An 18,363-nucleotide genomic window follows, 5' to 3' on the forward strand; every position below is an offset into this window, starting at 1 on the left:
GCAATATCCCGGCGCACTCGCTTGACCCTTCGCCGCGTATTGACTACAAGTGTAGTCATAACGTCGGGAGAGGACGAATGACCTGCATTCCATTGTTCGCGATCGTCTCGATCGCCGCACTCGCCGCCACACCGGGCAGCGCCCGCGACAAGGCCGGCGAGAAGCTGTCCAAGGCGATCCACCGCGAGATGGCCGCACAGGGGCCGATCGTGACCGACGCCGATCATGCGCTGATCGCCAGGAAGTGCGGCGACACGCCGGGAATGAAGAATGCGGACATCCACATCGACGACGACACGCTGCATTGCGCCAACGGCAGGCATGTCGCCATGGACGGCGAGCTCCGCGCGATGACACGGCGCATCTCGGCACGGGCGCAGCGTCATGCCGATCGCGCGATGAAGAGCGCCGCGGTGGCGGAGGCCCAGGCTCGGGTCGCGGAGGAAGCAGCGGCGCGCGCGATGAAAGAGGCGCGCGCGGCCCTCCGGCAACGCTAGGCGACGCCAGCCTGTTTGAGATGCGGCCCCAGTCGTCCGGTCAGCCACAGGAAGAACATGCGATAGTCACTGACCAGCGACCACAGCGGATAGGTGAAGGTCGCCGGGCGGTTCTTCTCCACACCGAAATGCGCCGCCCAGGCGAAGCCGTAGCCGGCGAGCGGGATCGCCAGCAGCCACCAGGCGCTGAGCCAGATCCCCGCGGCCAGCGCGGCGAAGGTCAGCGCGGTCCCGGCATAGTGCAGCGCCCGCGTCTCCGCCTTCGCATGTTCGCGAAGATAATAGGGCCAGAACTCGGCATAGCGGGTGATCGCGCGCGCCATGGCACGATGCTAGGACGGCGGGACGATGCAATCAACTCCGCTCAAGGCCAGCTTCCCGCCCGTCGTCGACCGCCATGTCCGCGTCCTCATCTGCGGCAGCCTGCCCGGCGACCGCTCGCTCGCCGCGCGGCAATATTATGCGCATCCGCAGAACCAGTTCTGGCGGCTGATCTCCGCCGTGATCGGCCGCGACCTAGTAACCCTGACCTACCCCGAACGCCTTGCCGCGCTCCTCGGCGCGTATGTCGGCCTGTGGGACGTTGTCGCCACCGCGCAGCGCCGGGGCAGCACCGATGCCGCGCTCGTCTCGATCAGCCCGAACGACATCGCCGCGCTCGCTGCCACGTTGCCCGATCTCCGCGCGATCGCGTTCAACGGCGGCACCGCGCTCAGGCACGGCCTGCGCCAACTCGGCGCCGCCGCCGGCCACCACGCGATCGTCGCCCTGCCCTCCTCCAGCCCGCTCCACACGATCGGCTTCGAAGCCAAGCTCCCCGCCTGGCTCGGTCTGCGCATGCATCTCGACGACTGATCTCCCGGCAAATCGCCGCGATTTCCAGCGTGCTTGACATCGTCCGTCACTGTATTTAACAGATCGGTTAAATACAGGACCTGAGTCGATGCACAGCGATCCCTTGAGCACCCAGTTCGCCGCCCTCGCCGATCCCACCCGCCGCGCGATCCTCGCCCGGCTGGCGCAGGGCGAGGCGTCGGTGAACGAACTCGCCGAGCCGTTCGACATGAGCCTTCCGGCGGTGTCGCGGCACATCAAGGTGCTGGAGAATGCCGGGCTGATCAGCCGCGGCCGCACCGCGCAATGGCGCCCGGCGAAGTTCGAGCCGCTGGCGATGAAGAGCATCGCCGACTGGCTCGACCAGTACCGCCATTTCTGGGAGTCGAGCTTCGACCGGCTCGACGCCTATCTCAAATATATCCAGACGGCGGGCGGCAATGACGAGCGCCACTAAGCCCGCGCCGCCGCCGGTGCTTCGCCTGATGCGCGTGTTCGATGCGCCGCGCGACCTGGTCTGGCTCGCCTGGACCCGGCCCGAGATGACCGTCGCCTGGCTCGGCCCGGTCGAGTGGCCCGCGGTCAAGGTCGAGCAGGACCTGCGCGTCGGCGGCGCGTGGCGCGCCTGCCTGCGCTCGCCCGAGGACGGCCGCGTGTTGTGGCAAGGCGGCACCTATCGCGAGGTCGTGGCGCCAGAGCGGCTGGTCTATACCTTCAAATGGGACAGCGACGATCATGAGGACGGCGTGCCCGTCGATACGCTGGTCACCGCGCTGTTCGCCGAGCTTCCCGACAATCGCACGCATCTCGACTTCACCCATGAAGGGCTCAAGTCGGCGGAAAGCCTTGCCGGGCATCGCCATGGCTGGACGAGCACCTTCTCGCGCTTCGACGCTTGGCTCGCACAACAGGAGAGGAATCGATGAACACCACCACCCCGGCAATGCTGTGGACCGGCCGCGTCCTGACCGGCCTGTTCGCGCTGTTCATGCTCGGCGCCTCGGTCGCGCCCAAGCTGCTGATGCTGCCGATCGCCGAAGAGACCATGGCGCAGCTCGGCTGGCCCGCCGGCTATGCCTTCATGATCGGCATCTTCGAGCTGGCCTTCCTCGTGCTCTACCTCATCCCGCAGACCCGCATTCTCGGCGCGGTGCTGATGATGGCGCTGCTCGGCGGCGCGATGGCGACGCAGATCCGCGCCGGCAGCCCGCTGTTCAGCCACATCCTGTTCAGCGTCTATCTCGGCCTGTTCATGTGGGGCGGGCTGTGGCTGCGCGATCCCCAGCTGCGCGCGCTGTTCCCCTTCGCATCCACCCCCAAGGCCTGAGCGCCAACCCCAGGAGAGAAGCCATGTCCACCAAGTCGATCTTCATCAACCTGCCCGTCCGCGATCTCGCCAAGTCGACCGCCTTCTACGAAGCGCTCGGCTTCACTAAGAACGACATGTTCAGCGATGACAACGCCTCGTCGATGATGTGGTCGGAGAACATCGTCGTGATGCTGCTGGTGCGCGACTATTACTCGACCTTCACCACCAAGCCGATCGCCGACGCCCACGCCACCAGCGCGATGCTGATCGCGCTGTCGCAGGACAGCCGCGAGGCGGTCGATGCGATCGTCGAGAAGGCCGGCGCCAATGGCGGCCAGGCCGATGTGCGCGCGCCGCAGGACCTGGGCTTCATGTACGGCCGCAGCTTCGCCGATCCCGACGGCAACGTGTTCGAGCCGATGTGGATGAACCCCGCGGGCATGGGCGAAGGGTGATGCCGACGCCTCCGCCCTTCGCCCCACCGTTCAAGATGCGCGGGATCGATCACATCGTCCTGCGCGTCGTCGATCTCCCGCGCATGCTTGCCTTCTACCACGACGTGCTCGGCTGCACCGACGAGCGCGAGCAAGAAGCGATCGGCCTCTACCAGCTCCGCGCCGGCGCCGCGCTGATCGATCTGGTGACGATCGACGGCAGGCTCGGCGCGCGCGGCGGCGCAGCGCCGGGCGCGGAAGGCCGCAACCTCGATCATTTCGCGCTGGCGATCGACCCGTTCGATGATGCCGCTCTGCGCGCGCACCTTGCCGCTCACGGCGTCGAGATCGTCGAGGAGGGCCCGCGCTACGGCGCCGAGGGCGAAGGCCCCTCGATCTATGTCCGCGACCCCGAGGGCAATGTGATCGAGCTCAAGGGCCCGACCGAACATTGATATAAAGACATAAAGAAATCTTTATATCATACTTGACGAGACCCCCGGCCCGCGCGATATTGCAAGGGTCGAAGGTTCTCCGGCCGGCGTCGCTCGCGCCGGAGCTAAGACGGGAAGCCGGTGCAAATCCGGCGCTGCCCCCGCAACTGTAAGCGGCGAGCGGCGGTCGATACGTGTCACTGGAGCTTGCTCCGGGAAGGCCAGACCGTCCGCATTGACCCGTGAGCCAGAAGACCTGCCCGCGACGCGATAACGTCCACCGGCGGGGTGCCCGGTCTGGCCGCATGCGCAATGCGCGGCCGGATCCCCACCGGCGGCGCAGGCCCGCACGCGTCCGGCTTCTCCCCGCCCTCTTCGGGGTAGAAGACCAATGACCGTCACCATCGCCACGCTCGGCTTCCCGCGCATCGGCCCGCGCCGCGAGCTCAAGTTCGCGCTCGAATCCTTCTGGTCGGGCAAGTCCGGCGAAACCGCCCTGCTCGAAGCCGCCGCGGGTCTCCGCACCGCCGCCTGGGCGCGCCAGACCGCGCTCGGCGCCGACTGGCTGCCGTCGAACGATTTCTCGCTCTACGACCATGTCCTCGACTTGAGCGTGATGCTCGGTGCGATCCCCGCCCGCTACGGCGCAGCGGACGGCGAGGCGACGCTCGCCACCTATTTTGCGATGGCCCGCGGCACCACCGGCGCGTTGGAAGGCTGCGCCCATTCGCACAGCCTCACCGCGTGCGAGATGACCAAATGGTTCGACACCAACTACCATTACATCGTCCCCGAGCTTTCCGCCGGACAGAAGCTCGCGCTCGGCCGCCTCAAGGTGGTCGAGGAATATCGCGAGGCCAAGGCGCAGGGTTATGAGACGCGCCCCGTCCTGCTCGGCCCGGTCACCTGGCTCAGCCTGGTGAAAGCCGCGGGAGTCGATCCGTTCGACACTCTCGACGAAGTACTCGGCCTCTACGGCGTGATCCTGGGTCACCTCGCCCATGCCGGCGCCGAATGGGTTCAGATCGACGAGCCGATCCTGGTCACCGACCTCAGCGAGCAGCAGCGTCGCGCCTTCACCCGCGCCTATGCCCGGCTCGCGCGCTCGACGCCGCAGATCATGCTCACCACCTATTTCGGCGGGCTCGGCGACAACCTCACCCTCGCAGCGGCGCTGCCCGTCGCAGGCCTGCACGTCGATCTCGTCCGCGCGCCCGAGCAGCTGACATCCGTGCTCAAGGCCGCGCCCAAGTCGCTCGCTTTGTCGCTCGGCGTGATCGACGGCCGCAACATCTGGCGCGCCGATCTCGCCGCCTTGCTCGACTGGATCGAGCCGCTCGCGGCCGAGCGCGACCTGATCCTCGCGCCATCCTGCTCGCTGCTCCACGTCCCCGTCGATCTCGGTCTGGAGAGCAAGCTCGATGCCGAAGTCAGGCAGTGGCTCGCCTTCGCCGTCCAGAAGGTCGAGGAGCTCACCATCCTCAAGCGCGCGCTCAACGAAGGCCGCGCCGCCGTCGCCGCCGAGCTGGAGGCGTCGTCGCAGGCTGCCGCCAACCGCCGCACTTCGCCGCGCATCCACGACGAAGCCGTCGCCGCGCGCATCGCCGCGATCACCCCCGACATGCGCGAGCGCCGCTCGGATCATGCCACCCGCATCGCCGCGCAAGCCGACGTACTGGGCCTTCCGCTCTTCCCCACCACCACGATCGGCTCCTTCCCGCAAACCGCCGAGGTCCGCCGCGCCCGCGCCGAGCACAATCGCGGGAATCTCGACGCCGCTGCCTATGAGGCGTTCCTGCGCGCCGAGACGCTGCGCACGATCCGCTGGCAGGAGGAGGCCGGGCTCGACATGCTCGTCCATGGCGAGTTCGAGCGCAACGACATGGTCCAGTATTTCGGCGAGCAGCTCGCCGGCTTCGCCTTCACCGTGAATGGCTGGGTCCAGTCCTACGGCTCGCGCTGCGTGCGCCCGCCGATCCTCTACGGCGACGTCTCGCGCCCTGCACCGATGACGGTCGAATGGTGGCGCTACGCCCAGTCGCTCACCGACAAGCCGGTCAAGGGCATGCTCACCGGCCCGGTGACGATCCTCAACTGGAGCTTCGTGCGCGACGACCAGCCGCGCGAAGCCTCGTGCCGCCAGATCGCGCTCGCGATCCGCGACGAGGTGCAGGACCTCGAGGCGGCGGGCTGCCAGGCGATCCAGATCGACGAGGCCGCGCTACGCGAGGGCCTGCCGCTGCGCCGCAAGGACTGGCAGCCCTATCTCGACTGGGCGGTCGACAGCTTCCGCCTCTCCGCCGCGGGCGTCGCCGATGTCACCCAGATCCACACCCATATGTGCTATTCGGAGTTCAACGACATCCTGCCCTCGATCGGCGCGATGGACACCGACGTGATCTCGATCGAGACCGCGCGCTCGCAGATGGAGCTGCTCGAGGGCTTCGCGGCCTATGACTATCCCAGCGCGATCGGCCCCGGGGTGTACGACATCCACGCCCCGCGTGTGCCGGGCAAGGACGAGATGGTCGCGCTGATGCGGCTGGCGCAGCTCCACCTCAAGCCTGCGCAGCTCTGGGTGAACCCCGATTGCGGCCTCAAGACCCGCAAATGGGAGGAAGTGCGCCCCGCGATCGACGCGATGGTCGCCGCCGCCCGCACGCTCCGCGCCGAAGTGGCGGTGGTAGCGTAGGCAAATCCTCCCCCGCCAGGGGGAGGTGGCGCCGAAGGCGACGGAGGGGGAGGACGGCGGCACGACTTGAGTGCATCGCGACCTCCCCCTCCGTCAGCTGCGCTGACACCTCCCCCTGGCGGGGGAGGATTATTGGAAACAGCAATGCCCCACTCCGACGAACCGATCGTCCGCCTGATCGACATGGTCTTTCCGGGCGATACCAACCACCACGGCACGCTCTTCGGCGGCGTGGCGCTCGCGCATATGGACAAGGTCGCGTTCCTCGCCGCCAGCCGGCACGGGCGCGCGCCCTTCGTCACCGCGGCCTCGCAACGCATCGACTTCGCCGCCCCGGCACGCGCCGGCGAGATGGTCGAGGCGTCGGGCCGCATCGTCCGCATCGGCACCAGCGCGCTCGACGTCGAGGTGACCCTGGTCGCCGAAGCCCCGGTCAGCGGCGAGCGGCGCCTGTGCACGCGCGGCGTGTTCACCCTCGTCGCGGTCAAGGGTCCGGACACGCATCTGCCCCTTCCCCCGCTCACCCCGCCGACGCCTCCGGAGCCCGGCGTGCTGCGCATGGCCGAGATGGTCTTCCCGCCGCAGACCAACCACTACGGCACCCTCTATGGCGGCGATGCCTTGAAAATGATGGGCAAGGCCGCCTTCATCGCCGCCACCCGCCATGCCCGCGCGGTGATGGTGATGGCCGCCTCCGACCGCGTCGACTTCACCCGTCCGATCCGCGCCGGCGAGACGGTCGAGCTGGTCTCGCGCATCCGCATGACCGGGCGCAGCTCGGTCGCGGTCGGGGTCGAGCTCTGGTCCGAGGACCTGCTCTCCGGCGAGCGCCGCCATGCCGCCACCGCAGCCTTCACGATGGTGGCGGTGGGGCCGGACGGGAAGGCCACGCCGATCCGCGGCGCCGGGTGACGCCATCTTGCGATGGTGCATGGATCGGTTACCATAGGCGCGGGGGGATCATCATGTCGCGACTTTGGATCGTCACGCCGTCCGTCGTGCTCACCATGGCATTCGCCGCATCTGCGATCGCGCGGAACGCCGCCACACGCGTGGTGCCGAGCGCGCTTCCTACCCGGATCGGCTCTCGCATTCCCGACTGATCAGCGCGGACTGAAGCCATCCGCCGCGGCCACGCGTCGCAAATCGGTCATGCAATCGTAATCACCCGGTCATGAACCCGCCGCCATTGTGAAACCGGTTCCCCCTAGGGCCGCGCGAGCAGCACCGCTGCCCATGAAATCCATATCAAAGGGGACGACCATGACCATCCGCACGGCGCTTGTTCGCGCCAGCGTTTCCGCGCTCCTGCTTTCCGTCAGCCTGCCCGCCCTGGCGCAGGACCAGGCGCAGAACCAGACGGCGAGCGCGCCCGAGGTCGGCACCCAGGATGACGAGATCATCGTCACCGGCCGCGCCGGCGCCGGCGAGCGCACCAAGCTCGAGACCAGCTACGCGATCACCACGCTGTCGAACGACATGCTGCGCTCGCGCGCGCCGTCGAGCGTGACCGAGACGCTGAAGTCGGTCCCCGGCTTCTGGGTCGAGGCGTCGGGCGGCGAGGGCTCCGGCAACGTCCGCGCGCGCGGCATCCCGGTCGATGGTTTCGGCTCGATCAACCTGCTCGAGGACGGCCTCCCCGTGCAGCACGATCCCGCGCTCGGCTATCTCAACGCCGACCAGGCCTTCCGCATCGACGAGTCGATCGACCGGATCGAGGTCGTTCGCGGCGGCCCGTCATCGGTCTTCTACTCGAACGCCCCGGGCGGCGTGGTCAACTACATCACCCGCCGCGCGACCGACGAGGTGACCGGCAACGCCCGCCTGCTCTACGGCCCGACCGCCGATCTCTACCGCTTCGACGGCTGGGTCGGCGTACCGGTAGCCGAGGGCTGGTCGGTCGATGTCGGCGGCTTCTACCGCCATGAGCGCGGCGTGCGCGATCCCGGCTATACCGGCAACAAGGGCGGCCAGATCCGCGCCGCGGTGCATGGCGAGTTCGCCGGCGGCCGCACCTCGATCAGCTACAAGCACCTCGCCGACAACGCGATCTTCTACACCGGCATCCCGCTGACCAAGGACAGCGAGGGCGACGTGGTCGGCCTGCCCGGCTTCGACCCGCATTACGACACCACCGCCAGCCGCCAGACCCGCCGCCTGACGCTCAAGAGCGCCACCGGCCCGGTCGACTTCCGCCAGGAGGAAGGCTCGCGCATCCGCCTCGACCAGCTGAGCTGGATCACCGACTGGGAGTTCGGCGACGGCTGGAAGCTCAGCCACAAGCTGCGCTACCGCGAGTCCGACACAGTGCGCAACGGCGTCTATCCTGCCTCGGTCAGCACTGCGACCGCGCTGCTCAACACCTATCGCCCGCAAGTCCTCGCCGCCTTCCCGGGCGCGACCAGCGTCCAGCTGCGCTATGTCGATGACGGCAGCGCGTTCGACGTCACCGGCCAGAACGGCAATGGCGACGTGTTCATCAACGCCGCGCGCCCGGTGACGATCGAGGAGAGCGAGCTGCTCAACGACGTGCGCATCGCGCACCAGTTCGAGGCAGCGGGGACGCACGATGTCGCGGTCGGCGTTTATTACGCCTATATCGACGAGACCTTCCGCCGCTACTCGGCCTCGACCGTGCAGGACGTGTCGGGCAATTCGCGCCTGCTCAACCTCGTCGCCTTGAACGCCGCGGGCCAGGTGGTCGGCGCGCTCACCGAGAACGGCGTCGCACGCTACGGCTCCGAGTTCGCCAACGGCTATGGCTCGCAGAATACCTTCGCGGTCTATGCCTCGGACGAGTGGCAGATCACACCGCAGCTGCGCATCGACGGCGGCCTGCGCTATGAGGAAGTCACCACCCGCGGCGCGCAGGAAGGCAGCCGCACCGTCAACCTCGGCAACGCCGCGACGCTTGCTGACGACAGCGTGCTCACCGGCAACGGCGTGTTCACCCCGTTCAGCCGCAAGTTCGACCGGCTCGGCTGGACGCTCGGCGCCGACTGGCAGTTCGCCGAGCGCGCGGGCGTCTTCGCGCGCTACACCTCCGCCTTCCGCCTGCCCAGCGTCGGCAGCTTCATCACCAGCGCCACCGCGCAGCCGGTGACCCAGGGCATCGACATGTGGGAAGCGGGGCTCAAATACAGCTCGCGCTTCCTCAGCCTCTACGCGACCGCTTTCCTCACCGACTTCGACTCCTTCGGCATCGGCAACACCCGTTTCGATCCGGTGACTCAGGGCTATGTCAGCCAGACCGTCTACACCGACACGCGTTCCTACGGCGTCGAGTTCGAGGGCACGGTGCGCCCCGCCCCGTGGTTCGACTTCACGCTCAACGCGACCTGGCAGGACCCGACCTTCCGCAACCTGCGCTATGACGAGCTCGGTCAGGACAATTCGACGACGCCGCCAACCCCGACGCTGATCCCGCGCGACTATTCGGGCAATCAGTTGCTGCGCGTGCCGCGCCTCGCGTTGCGCGCCACCCCGGCGGTCACCCTGTTCGGCGACCGCCTGCGCGCGCAGGCGGATGTCGAATATTATTCGAAGCGCTATGCCGATGCCGCCAACATCTCCGAGCTGCCCGCCTATACCGTGGTCAACGCCAGTGTCCGCTTCAAGGTGACCGAGAGCATCCAGCTCTGGGCCTATGGCGACAACCTCACCAACACGATCGGCCTGACCGAGGGCAATCCGCGCGCGGGCGAGCTAACCAGCGGCCAGGCCAACGACCTCTTGTTCATCGGCCGCCCGATCCTTGGCCGCAACTTCCGCTTCGCCGTGGACTTCAAGTTCTGATGCGCGCGGTCCATCTCCTGCTCGCGGCACTTGTGTGCCTTGTCACACCGGCCGCCGCGCAGGAGGCGGACCGCACCGTCACCGGCGAGATCACCGGCACTGACCATCAGACCTATCGCGAGATCCCGTTCGACGTCCCCGCGGGCGTCGAACGGATCACCGTGCGCCTGACTTACGACAAGGCCAACCGCACCGTCGTCGATCTCGGCGTGTTCGATCCCGAGCGCTTTCGCGGCTGGAGCGGCGGCACGCGCGACCGCTTCACCCTCGCGCCCAGCGACGCCACCCCCGGCTACCTCCCTGGCGCGCTTCCGCCAGGCCGCTGGCACGTCCAGTTCGGCGTCCCCAACGCGCGCAAGGACAGCCACAGCGCCTTCCGCGTCGAGATTTTCTTCGACCGCGGCGACACCCGCAACGCCAGCGCCGCGATCGCCGATGCGCCGGTCCGCTCCGGCCCCGGCTGGTACCGCGGCGACCTCCACATGCACGACGCGCATTCGGACGGCAGCTGCGCCAGCCAGCAGGGCAAGCGCGTGCCCTGCCCGCTCTACCGCACCGTCGCGGCGGCGGCCGATGCGGGCCTCGATTTCATCGCGGTCACCGATCACAACACCAGCTCGCATTTCTCCGCCCTGCGCGAGCTTCAGCCTTACTACGACCGGCTGCTGCTGATCCCGGGCGCAGAGATCACCACTTTCGGCGGCCACGCCAACATCTTCGGCCAGTCGCGCTGGGTCGACTTCCGCGTCGGCAGCGCGAACGTGCCCGACATCGCCGCGCTCCAGCGCAACGTCGCGGCGGCGGACGCGATCCTCTCGGTCAACCATCCCGCCTTGCCCTCGGGCGAGGCATGCATGGGCTGCGGCTGGGTCTGGCCCGGCACCGACTGGCGCCAAGTCACTGCGATCGAGGCGATCAACAGCCTCACCACCCAGCCCCCGCTCGCCGGCCTCGACTTCTGGTACGACAAGCTCAACCGCGGCTATCGCATCACCGGCATCGGCAGCAGCGACAATCACGATCCCGCCGCTGGCCCCGGCAAGGCGCCGATCGGCCGCCCCGCCACCGTCGTCCATGCCCGCGAGCTCTCGCAACCCGCGATCCTCGACGGCATCCGCGCCGGCAACGTGTTCATCGATGTCGAGGGCACGCGCGACCGCATGCTCGAGGTCGCGGTCGTCGCGGGCAAGACGCGCGCCGCGATGGGCGAAACGATCGCGGCGCCCGCGGCCAGGCTCGAGGTCGAGGTGCGCGTCACCGGCGTCGCGCAGGGGATTGTGCAGCTCATCGCCAACGGCAAGGAACACAGCCGGCTCCCGCTCGGCACCTCCCCCGCCGCGCTCCCGATCGACCGCGCCGCCGCCTGCGGCTGGGTCGCGGTCAATGTGCTCGGCCCGAACGACCGCAAGCTGCTGATCGGCAACCCCGTCTACATCCAGTGCAAGGCGGCACCCCGGCGCTGAACGGCCAGTCCATCATTCCTCCCCCCGGAGGGGGGGTATAGTGATAGCGGGTGGAAATTGTCTCTGAGACCACAGTGGCGCAGGAGACCGTCACTCCGGATGCGGAATCATGGCCGTGTCGGTCGGTCGAGCAAACGCTCGATGGAGGTCATAGGGTAACTTCACGTCCGTTACCTGCCAGCTCAATCCACGCCGCTCAAATCTTACGGCGATCGTGTCGTCCGGATCGAGGGGTAGATGAAACTGATTGAAGCCGTCTCGGCGAATGGGTTGGAGGCCGATTGAACCTTCGGGCTCATTGCGTTCGGTTTGCTGTGCAACGCGTTCCATCCCTAGCCGAATTGCTTGCGGGCTAACCAGGCCATCCACCATCGCTTCAACGGATTGGAGTCGGGTCGCCGCGTATTCGGGATTCAATCCGGGCCGACTAACATTGTTGCCCATAAGGCGAGCGGCGAATTGCGCTTTGAGATTGGAGCGTAGCGCGTCGAAATCGATATAGCCGTTCAGCGCTACCCCATCGCGATTGAGTATGGCCGACCGAAATCCCTGCACCGTCCGATATGGAGACGTGTAGTCCCAAACGCCGAACATCGCTCCACCCAGCAGCGTTGCTCCGATGGCAAGTTTGATCATCTTCCGCATTGCTGACCCCCCACTGGCGAGGGCCCGAGAATACGTCGGCATTCGTTAATTAGATGGATATAGCCAGTGGTTTATTGGCCTTCAAAAAGTTTGCTGTCACGTCATGCGTGGGCGCGAACTTGTGGGATCAAACCTTCGGCGGCTGCGCATTGAACGGGACATTTCGCAGGAACGGCTCGCCTTCGATTCCGGCGTCGATCGATCCTATCTCGGTGGAATGGAACGGGGCGAGGAAAACCCCACAGTGGATATTCTCGACCGGGTAGCCGCAACTCTTTCGGTTCCAGTTGGAGAGTTGTTCCTTCCGATCGAAGGCAAGGTGCCGAAAGGATTGCGGCGCGGACGGAAGCCGTCGAACGCCTGACGTTCAAAGGATCAGGCTGGCTACCGCACGGGCGAGTTGCGGGGATAGGCGACAAACGCCGTCCCTTGTAATGATGAAGTCAGCGGCGGCGAACGTCTGCTCACGAACGAACTGCAAGATCGCCGCATCGACCGCTGCCCGTTCCAGCTCGATCATGTCCAACACCCATGCTGGGCTGCCACGCTGGCTATTGTGCACGATGCCAAGCGTCGGATCGAAGCCATCGGCAATTGCTTCGATCTGCATCTTCGCGAGCTTCACCGCATAGGCATAATTCAGCATCGCGTTAATCGGGTGAGAAGCGTTGCGGTTCTTGGACTTCAATCCATTCGCACGGGAGCTGCGCCCGTCATAGGCGTGCCACTCGGACGGAACCGGACGACGCTCGATCCCTTTCCAGCGAACAGGGAGTCCATGCCATGACCGGAAATAGGCAGCCGCGCACTCGCCTTCGATCGCAAAGAGCGTAGGGATATCTCCGATATATTCTCGGTCCAGCCGCTCAATCCCGGCGTTCGCTTTTTCCAGCGCCGTATCGCGGGCTTTGGAGAGTGGAATATGGACCTCCAGCGTAGGAATACTGGATATGATTTTCCGTCGGATCAGATCGGCGGCAAACGCTAGACGCTTAGTCTCATCTGCGCGGGTGGCCTGCTGCCACTCGACCTTCTCGCGATCGGCGGCATAGCCTGTGCCGCTTGCGACAGTCGCAATCTCTCCGCTTCCCCTGATGCGGGCGAGCGCGACCCCCTGTTCAGCAAGCCAGGACAGCACGTCGAATGACAATGTGCCGCTACCGTCGAGCAACAGGATACGGGTCGGCAAATCGAGATCGCGCGGGAAAAAGCGATATCGTGCCTGCTGTTGCGGATAATGCGTGAAGCCGTCGCGAATAACCAACGCACCATTTTCGACGCGAAGTGACACGCCATGACCATTGAGGATTAAAGGCGCCGGGTTTCGCTGACGGAGTTTTCGCGAGGGTTTTTGCGCGTCGGCAGTACGTTGCCAGAAGGCGGAGCGCACCGCCCAATCGTCGTCGCTATCGGGCGTGAAATCTGTTTCGAGCAACATGCGCCATTATAGCCGAAATCCGCCGCGAAGGCGCGGAAATTCAAAGTTAATTGGTCCGGTTTAGGTGCAATCGCAATGGCCAGCCCGCGATCCAAAACGATATGGGATGCGAGTATCGCTCTATCGACTTATGTCGTTCGGGAAGCCGTACGCAAATCGGACGATGGGCCGTTCGTTGCTACATCATCAGCTTGGCAAATACTCGAATATTTGATGCGCTTCGCTGATAGCTTTTTCGGGGAGGAGTGCATCCCCGACCAAGTGCGAGACGACATAAAGCGCGGTCGATTGATCGCGACCGGTATTCGCGACCTTCCGTCGCGGAGCACGGGGCCGGTCAGAATTCCGCCCGATCAATTTTTGACCGGACGGTTCCGTTTGTTGTGCGATGTCGTTGAAAGCAGCGAATTCCGGTATGATCACGTGCGGCTAATTGAAAAGAGCGCCTTATCGGAAGCGCTAATCATCGATCGCCCAAACCAGCGAACGCGTCGAAACCGCATAGCTGAGACAATTCGCCAATTAGCAAAATCGGGAAATTTGGACGGCAAATTGCGCAAGCAGCAAATTCCGATCGCACGAGATGCACTCGAAAAAGCTGGTATTGAAAATATCGGTACGGATAAAACAATCGAGCGGCTAATTCGAGATTATAGCGGCGATCTAATAGCCAAATAAGCGTTCGCACTTTGCGCCAGCTCGGTCGAGACTCTTCGCGCCACTTCCCACGATCCTAACGCTGAGGGCGACGATTCGCGTCGGCCCGACAGAGGATCGATCGTGGCGCGGACACGCGACTATCAAGCGGAATATCGACGGCGGATCGAGCGAACCGCGGCACGCGGATTGAGCCGTTCGCAAGGCCGTGGGCATGCTCGTGTCGGTGAAGCGCCGATCCGCGTTCGCAATGCGCCAAGTGACGATCGGCTGGAAGCGGCACTCAGAAACTATCGGCGATCAGGAAGCCAAGCCGTCGCGGCTAGAGAGGTTGGCGTATCGCCCGAACGGCTGCGTCGGTTCCTACGCGAGAACGTATCGATCGAGGGACACGGCCGATCGCGTAGGATTATCGACCGCCGGCATCGTGTCATGTGGGTCATTTCGGGCGGTGAGATACGCGAGCGCCTGCTGCTCGATTTTGAGCAGGCCTCGCTCAACGGGACTTACCTTAACGCCGTTAAAGCCTTCCTGCTTAGAAACGATATCGATTTGCTTGTGCCATTCGTCGGCCAATTCGTGATCGACGCCAAAGGCAAGCGGCACGTTTTCGAGACCAATCCGAACATGCTCTACCGCCTCGCTGCCGCTGGCAACGAGGTATTCCACGACATCTACCGACTGGTGCTTTGAGAAAGGAAAATCCGTGCTCGACGACGATCTGAAAAGAGAGGCTCGCAAGCAAGCGCGGCTCGAGGCGCTAGATAGCAATGATCCAGCGTGCGCGATGTGCGGCGAAAGCGATTGGCGGTGCATGGAACTGCACCATGTCGCTGGCCAGCAACACGATGCAGCGGTCGTGTGCCTATGTCGCAATTGCCATCGTAAAGTGAGCGACGATCAGCGTGACTATCCGCCAATCGCGCGAGGCGATCCGATGCTCGACTCGATCGGCCGCTTCCTGCGCGGCTTGGCCGATATGCTGCGCGTGATTGTCGAGCGGCTATATGCGTTTTCCGCGTTGCTGATCGAGCAGGCGGCGTTGCAATGACGATCCCACCGATCAGCGACGAGCTGCGCATCGCCTTGCGCTGCTACGCTGGCCCGCAGTTTAGCGAGCTGCGTGCACCAGTCCGTGAAGGGCGTCGCAAGCAGCCGTTGGGGGCGTCGGGCTGGGCAATCATCTTCGATACCGAAACAACGACCGGTCCAGATCAGGCATTGCGGTTCGGCACCTACCAAGTCCGGTATCGCGATGCACTGCGCGAGAGTGGTATTTTCTACGATCCCGAAGGCGTGTCGGCGGCCGAATTGGCGACGCTTCAAGCATATGCGGCGGAAAACGACCGTACACTCCTTTCCCGCGATGCCTTTGTCGATGATGTTTTCTTCCGGATCGGCTGGCAGCTTCGCGCGACGATCATCGGCTTCAACCTGCCATTCGATATTTCGCGGCTCGCTATCGCGCATGGTCCAGCGCGACGTGAGATGCGCGGCGGCTTCAGCTTCACGCTGTCCCGCCAGAAAATCTACCCGCATGTTCAAGTCAAACACCTGTCGCGCCGAGCTGCGTTCATTCGCTTCGCTGGCGTCATGGGACAGCTCGATGCGCGCAGCGCCCGCAAACGCGGCACGTTGAAGCCGCATCGCGCTGGTCATTTTGTCGATGTCAAAACGATCGCAAGCGCGCTGCTGTCGCGTGGCTTCTCACTCGATACGCTGGGGCAGTTTCTCGGCGTCGAAAACCCCAAGCTAGCGCATGATGATTTCGATGGGCCGATCGACGATGCGATGATCCGCTACGCCGCGCGCGACGTGCAAACGACGTGGGAATGCTATGTCGCACTGCGCGATCGGTTAGCTAGCTTGAATCTGTCCGATCTCGCGCCGGAAAAAGTCTATAGCGAGGCGAGTATCGGGAAAGCCTATCTTCGAGGGATAGGGATCGTGCCATGGCAGAAGAGTCAGCCTGATTTCCCGACCCAGCGCACCGCCTATATCATGAGCGCCTATTTCGGCGGCCGATCGGAGGTGCGGATACGGCGCGAGATATGTGAGGTGATGCTCTGCGACTTCCTGGCGATGTATCCGACCGTTTGCACGCTGATGGGATTATGGCGCTTCGCAATTGCCGAGGGTGTCACTTGGACGAGCAGCACAGCCGAAACGCGCACCTTCCTCGCCAATATCGATCTCGATGCTTTGCAGAAGAAAGCGGTCTGGCCCGAGCTCGCGACCTTGGTGCGAGTGAAGCCGGTAGGAGACATCTTTCCCGTTCGCGCCAGCTACGGCGGTGGGGCGCAGCATACGATTGGTGCGAACCACCTCACCAGCGAACCGCTCTGGTTTACGCTCGCTGACTGCATTACGGCGAAACTCCTTACCGGCCAAACTCCCGAAGTTGTGGAAGCCGTGACGTTTGCGCCGGGGCCGGTACAAACCGGGCTTCGCGCGATCGATGTCAACGGCAATCCCGCGTTTCGTGTCGATCCGCAAACGGATGATTTCTTCAAGCGCGTCACCGAACTGCGCCAAAGGACCAAGCAAGCAAGGGATGCCGCCGAAGGCGATGCGCGGGCCGTCCTCAATATCGAGCAGAACGCGCTCAAAATCTGCGCCAATTCGACCAGCTATGGCGTGTGGATGGAGGTAAATGTTGTCCGTCAACCGGAGAAGCGCGCCGTCACGGTGAAAAGTGCGATCGGAGATCCTTTCAGCTTTCGTGCCGACAAGATCGAGGAACCGGGACCGTATTTCCATCCGTTGATCGCGACGTTGATTACCAGCGCGGCCCGCTTGATGTTAGCGATTGGCGAACGACTGATCGGCGATCACGGCTTAGGATGGGCGTTCTGCGATACCGACAGTCTGGCGATTGCGAAGCCGTCTGATTTATCGCGCGATACATTTCACGAGCGCGTCATCAAGATTGTCGATTGGTTTGCGGCGCTCAATCCGTATGATTTTGCCGGGTCGATCCTAGAAATTGAAGAGGTCAACCAGTCACTCGAAACAGGCGAACCCGAACCACTCCATTGTCTGGCGATTTCGTCGAAGCGCTATGCATTGTTCAACCTAGGCCGCGACGACCGGCCAATCCTGCGCAAGGTATCGGCGCATGGTTTAGGACATTTGCTCTCACCGTATCAGGCCGGTGAAACAAATGCCGGTATTCCTGCGCCGCATCCGTCTGTTCTGGGCGAGGGAATCGCTCACTGGCACTGCGACCTATGGTATCGGATTGTGTCAGCGGCACTGAACGGCACTCTTGATCGGCTGTCCTTCGCGAACGATACCGTCATGCGTCGGGCAGCCCTCAGCCGATACGCCGCGACCTCACCCGATCTCCTGCGCTGGTTCAATCCCTACAATTCAACCCGCGCCTATCGTGATCAGGTGAAGCCGTTCAATTTCATGCTCGCGATGAGTGAAGCCGCCCAGCTCAATTGCGAGCCGGTCATCGGTAAGCGCAAACGGGGTCGGCCGCGAAAGGTGGCGAAGCGCAGGCCTGTCGCACCATTCGATCAGGATGTCGCCAAGGCGGCCGATCATGCGTTCGATCGGGATACCGGCCTGCCGGTTCCGGTTGGCCACTTGAAAACCTACGCCGAAACCTTGGCGCAATATCATCTGTCACCGGAGAGCAAATTTCTGAATGGCAATTTTGTTGACCGTGGCGAGACATTGCGACGGCATGTGCGGGCGACCGGTGTTCGCTTGATTGGCAAGGAATCGTATGATTGGGAGCGGCAAGCTCTGCTTGGTCTCAATCTCGATAGTGAGATCGCCTACGATCAGCCTGTCGATGATCTATCTACAAAGCTTCAATCGCTGATCGATCAATTTGGCGAACGAACCGCAGCGAAGGCGTTGGGCATTCCCGTCGCAAGAGTACGGAAGCTGGCGATAGCCTCGAAAGGCGATTCAAACACCCTCGCAACTCAGGTTGTCGCGGTACGCCTTCCGGCAGCGCTTAACTTACGTGTGAAACTCAACCGGGATCGGAAAACAGAGCTGGAAGGGCTGCGAGTGGCTGTGAAACGCGATGGACTGCGTCACACGGCGCGGCGTTTAGGGATTGACCCGTCGAACCTACGGCGCAGGCTCCATTCGTAATCGAACACGCAGCAATGCGCCCTCAACTCGGTCATTCGGGCCCTTTGCC

At 64.3% G+C, this 18,363-nt stretch carries 19 protein-coding genes and 1 riboswitch; of the genes, 16 read left to right on the top strand and 3 right to left on the bottom strand.

Features of this window, described 5'->3' with window-relative positions; genetic code table 11:
• The first annotated feature begins 77 nt into the window (after positions 1 to 77).
• On the top strand, positions 78 to 497 hold the full coding sequence (locus OK349_RS15350; RefSeq protein WP_265118785.1) for a hypothetical protein: 420 nt from the start codon (positions 78 to 80) through the stop codon (positions 495 to 497).
• On the opposite strand, the gene OK349_RS15355 is transcribed toward OK349_RS15350, so the two are convergent.
• Positions 494 to 820 (bottom strand): Mpo1-like protein, encoded by a 327-nt coding sequence (locus OK349_RS15355; RefSeq protein ID WP_265118786.1) that lies wholly within the window; start codon positions 818 to 820, stop codon positions 494 to 496. The two genes, OK349_RS15350 and OK349_RS15355, sit on opposite strands and share 4 nt — an antisense overlap.
• Positions 821 to 845: 25 nt before the next feature.
• On the opposite strand from OK349_RS15355, the gene OK349_RS15360 reads away from it, so the two are divergent.
• The 10 genes from OK349_RS15360 to OK349_RS15405 all read left to right on the top strand — a co-directional run bounded on the left by OK349_RS15360 (position 846) and on the right by OK349_RS15405 (position 11,458).
• Entirely contained in the window at positions 846 to 1,352 is a 507-nt protein-coding gene (locus tag OK349_RS15360) for a DNA-deoxyinosine glycosylase (RefSeq protein ID WP_265118787.1), read from the top strand.
• An 88-nt stretch (positions 1,353 to 1,440) separates the two neighbouring features.
• The gene (locus OK349_RS15365; protein WP_265118788.1) at positions 1,441 to 1,788 is read left to right on the top strand and encodes an ArsR/SmtB family transcription factor; all 348 of its coding nucleotides are present in this window, start codon (positions 1,441 to 1,443) and stop codon (positions 1,786 to 1,788) included.
• On the top strand, positions 1,772 to 2,257 hold the full coding sequence (locus tag OK349_RS15370) for an SRPBCC family protein (RefSeq protein WP_265118789.1): 486 nt from the start codon (positions 1,772 to 1,774) through the stop codon (positions 2,255 to 2,257). The genes OK349_RS15365 and OK349_RS15370 overlap by 17 nt, the downstream gene beginning before the upstream one ends.
• A complete protein-coding gene (locus OK349_RS15375) occupies positions 2,254 to 2,658 on the top strand; it encodes a DoxX family protein (RefSeq protein ID WP_265118790.1) in 405 nt (134 codons plus the stop codon). The genes OK349_RS15370 and OK349_RS15375 overlap by 4 nt, the downstream gene beginning before the upstream one ends.
• A gap of 23 nt (positions 2,659 to 2,681) precedes the next feature.
• Positions 2,682 to 3,095 carry a VOC family protein gene (locus tag OK349_RS15380; RefSeq protein ID WP_265118791.1) on the top strand — a complete coding sequence of 138 codons (414 nt, stop codon included), beginning with the start codon at positions 2,682 to 2,684 and terminating at the stop codon, positions 3,093 to 3,095.
• Positions 3,095 to 3,529 carry a VOC family protein gene (locus OK349_RS15385; RefSeq protein WP_265118792.1) on the top strand — a complete coding sequence of 145 codons (435 nt, stop codon included), beginning with the start codon at positions 3,095 to 3,097 and terminating at the stop codon, positions 3,527 to 3,529. The genes OK349_RS15380 and OK349_RS15385 overlap by 1 nt, the downstream gene beginning before the upstream one ends.
• 55 nt (positions 3,530 to 3,584) lie before the next feature.
• Positions 3,585 to 3,787, top strand: a riboswitch (cobalamin riboswitch).
• A 112-nt stretch (positions 3,788 to 3,899) separates the two neighbouring features.
• Positions 3,900 to 6,200 carry a 5-methyltetrahydropteroyltriglutamate--homocysteine S-methyltransferase gene (metE, locus tag OK349_RS15390; protein WP_265118793.1) on the top strand — a complete coding sequence of 767 codons (2,301 nt, stop codon included), beginning with the start codon at positions 3,900 to 3,902 and terminating at the stop codon, positions 6,198 to 6,200.
• A 144-nt stretch (positions 6,201 to 6,344) separates the two neighbouring features.
• On the top strand, positions 6,345 to 7,112 hold the full coding sequence (locus OK349_RS15395; protein WP_265118794.1) for an acyl-CoA thioesterase: 768 nt from the start codon (positions 6,345 to 6,347) through the stop codon (positions 7,110 to 7,112).
• Between the two features lie 351 nt (positions 7,113 to 7,463).
• Positions 7,464 to 9,995 carry a TonB-dependent receptor gene (locus OK349_RS15400; protein WP_265118795.1) on the top strand — a complete coding sequence of 844 codons (2,532 nt, stop codon included), beginning with the start codon at positions 7,464 to 7,466 and terminating at the stop codon, positions 9,993 to 9,995.
• Entirely contained in the window at positions 9,995 to 11,458 is a 1,464-nt protein-coding gene (locus tag OK349_RS15405) for a CehA/McbA family metallohydrolase (RefSeq protein ID WP_265118796.1), read from the top strand. The genes OK349_RS15400 and OK349_RS15405 overlap by 1 nt, the downstream gene beginning before the upstream one ends.
• 90 nt (positions 11,459 to 11,548) lie before the next feature.
• Here the strand turns inward: OK349_RS15405 and OK349_RS15410 are convergent, their stop codons facing one another.
• Entirely contained in the window at positions 11,549 to 12,103 is a 555-nt protein-coding gene (locus tag OK349_RS15410; protein ID WP_265118797.1) for a DUF2939 domain-containing protein, read from the bottom strand.
• A gap of 103 nt (positions 12,104 to 12,206) precedes the next feature.
• On the opposite strand from OK349_RS15410, the gene OK349_RS15415 reads away from it, so the two are divergent.
• The gene (locus tag OK349_RS15415; RefSeq protein ID WP_265118798.1) at positions 12,207 to 12,467 is read left to right on the top strand and encodes a helix-turn-helix domain-containing protein; all 261 of its coding nucleotides are present in this window, start codon (positions 12,207 to 12,209) and stop codon (positions 12,465 to 12,467) included.
• A gap of 3 nt (positions 12,468 to 12,470) precedes the next feature.
• On the opposite strand, the gene cas1 is transcribed toward OK349_RS15415, so the two are convergent.
• On the bottom strand, positions 12,471 to 13,541 hold the full coding sequence (gene cas1 / locus OK349_RS15420; protein WP_265118799.1) for a CRISPR-associated endonuclease Cas1: 1,071 nt from the start codon (positions 13,539 to 13,541) through the stop codon (positions 12,471 to 12,473).
• A gap of 75 nt (positions 13,542 to 13,616) precedes the next feature.
• Here cas1 and OK349_RS15425 point away from each other — a divergent pair, with 75 nt between their 5' ends.
• The 4 genes from OK349_RS15425 to OK349_RS15440 all read left to right on the top strand — a co-directional run bounded on the left by OK349_RS15425 (position 13,617) and on the right by OK349_RS15440 (position 18,314).
• Entirely contained in the window at positions 13,617 to 14,219 is a 603-nt protein-coding gene (locus OK349_RS15425; RefSeq protein WP_265118800.1) for a hypothetical protein, read from the top strand.
• Between the two features lie 102 nt (positions 14,220 to 14,321).
• Complete coding sequence (locus OK349_RS15430; RefSeq protein ID WP_265118801.1) at positions 14,322 to 14,891, top strand: hypothetical protein; 570 nt, start codon at positions 14,322 to 14,324, stop codon at positions 14,889 to 14,891.
• Between the two features lie 13 nt (positions 14,892 to 14,904).
• Positions 14,905 to 15,249, top strand: coding sequence for a hypothetical protein (locus OK349_RS15435; protein ID WP_265118802.1), 345 nt, complete (start codon positions 14,905 to 14,907; stop codon positions 15,247 to 15,249).
• Entirely contained in the window at positions 15,246 to 18,314 is a 3,069-nt protein-coding gene (locus OK349_RS15440) for a hypothetical protein (protein ID WP_265118803.1), read from the top strand. The genes OK349_RS15435 and OK349_RS15440 overlap by 4 nt, the downstream gene beginning before the upstream one ends.
• Positions 18,315 to 18,363 lie beyond the last annotated feature (49 nt).

This window comes from Sphingomonas sp. BT-65 (genome assembly GCF_026107375.2).
Classification (GTDB): Bacteria; Pseudomonadota; Alphaproteobacteria; order Sphingomonadales; family Sphingomonadaceae; genus Sphingomonas.